General features: G+C 34.7%; 2 protein-coding genes. One reads left to right on the top strand and one right to left on the bottom strand.

What is annotated here, in order from left to right; translation table 11 throughout:
* The coding region (locus tag AC1DJR_RS28825) for an MMPL family transporter (protein WP_477004132.1) at positions 1 to 1,525 on the top strand (1,525 nt) is incomplete at its 5' end.
* 48 nt (positions 1,526 to 1,573) lie between these two features.
* On the opposite strand, the gene AC1DJR_RS28820 is transcribed toward AC1DJR_RS28825, so the two are convergent.
* The coding region (locus AC1DJR_RS28820) for a DUF4021 domain-containing protein (protein WP_477004133.1) at positions 1,574 to 1,712 on the bottom strand (139 nt) is incomplete at its 5' end.

Below are 1,712 nucleotides of genomic sequence, written 5' to 3'. Positions count from 1 at the left end.
CGGAATTATCAGTCCGACACTGGGCTTTTTAGCAGACAATGGATGGATTAAAGTAGATGCACAGGCTATATCGATTATGACTGTCTTACTGTTTGGAGCAGGAACGGACTATTGTTTATTTCTTATTTCAAGATATAAAGAGTACTTGCTAGAAGAAGAAAGTAAGTATAAAGCATTGCAACTTGCGATAAAAGCATCAGGTGGAGCAATTATAATGAGTGCACTTACTGTAGTATTAGGGTTAGGAACGTTATTACTTGCTCATTATGGAGCTTTTCATCGATTCGCAGTTCCATTTAGTGTGGCTGTTTTCATTATGGGAATCGCTGCTTTAACGATTCTTCCAGCATTATTATTAATTTTCGATAGAGTTGCATTTTTCCCGTTCATACCGAGAACAGCTGAAATGAATGAAGAGTTTGCAAGAAAGAAAAAGAAAGTAGTAAAAGTAAAAAATACTAAAGGGTTCTTTAGTAAAAAACTTGGGGATATTGTTGTACGTAAACCGTGGACAATTATTATGCTAACCGTATTTTTATTAGGAGGCTTGGCTTCATTTGTACCGCGTATTCAATACACGTACGACTTATTAGAATCATTCCCGAAAGATATGCCATCACGCGAAGGATTTACATTAATTACGGATCATTTTTCAGCTGGAGAATTAGCGCCAGTAAAGATTGTAGTTGATTCAAAGGGAAAAGATTTACCTATTAAACAAGAAATAGAGAAATTATCTTTTGTTAATAAAGTGAAAGAGCCAATGAAGGGAAAAGAAAATAATCAATTGCAAATGTATGAAGTTTCTTTAGTGGAAAACCCATACTCAATTGAAGCATTAGATCAAATCCCTAAATTGAAAAATAGTGTAGAAAAGGTATTAAAAGATGAAGGAATTAGTCAAGCTGAGAATCATTTATGGATTGGCGGAGAAACAGCTTCCTTATATGATACAAAGCAAATTACTGAACGGGATGAAGCGGTTATTATTCCGGTTATGATTAGTATCATCGCTTTACTTTTACTCGTGTATTTACGTTCAATCGTTGCGATGATTTACTTAATTGTAACTGTCGTTTTATCTTTCTTCTCTGCATTAGGAGCAGGCTGGATTTTACTGCATTTCGGTATGGGAGCTCCCGCGATACAAGGTGCGATACCGTTATATGCATTCGTATTTTTAGTTGCCTTAGGGGAAGATTATAATATCTTTATGGTTTCAGAAATATGGAAGAATAAAAAGACACAAAATCATTTAGAATCAGTTAAAAATGGTGTTATACAAACAGGTAGTGTAATTACATCCGCAGGTTTAATTTTAGCAGGAACATTTGCAGTATTAGGTACATTGCCAATTCAAGTTTTAGTTCAATTCGGTATTGTGACAGCAATCGGTGTATTGCTAGATACATTTATTGTAAGACCACTGCTTGTACCAGCAATCACAGTCGTTTTAGGCCGCTTTGCTTTTTGGCCAGGGAAACTTTCTAAAAAGAGAGAAGAAGTAAAAAAATTGGATATATAATAGAGAAGAGCCAAGGATATTTTCCTTGGCTCTTTTCTATGTAGTTCATTAATTTTTTGAAGTCAAATCATCAGTTACAACGTGATCAGCATCTTCAATGGTTGTTTCGGGCATTCCATATAAGCCGTTCATTGCTTGTTCTTCGATATTAAGATTTGTAGTATTATTATTTTGAATAGATGTAGTG

Source organism: Bacillus sp. 05T31, assembly GCF_056396725.1.
The sequence above is the reverse complement of the archived record's forward strand: the minus strand, read 5'-3'. Positions and strand labels throughout refer to the sequence as shown.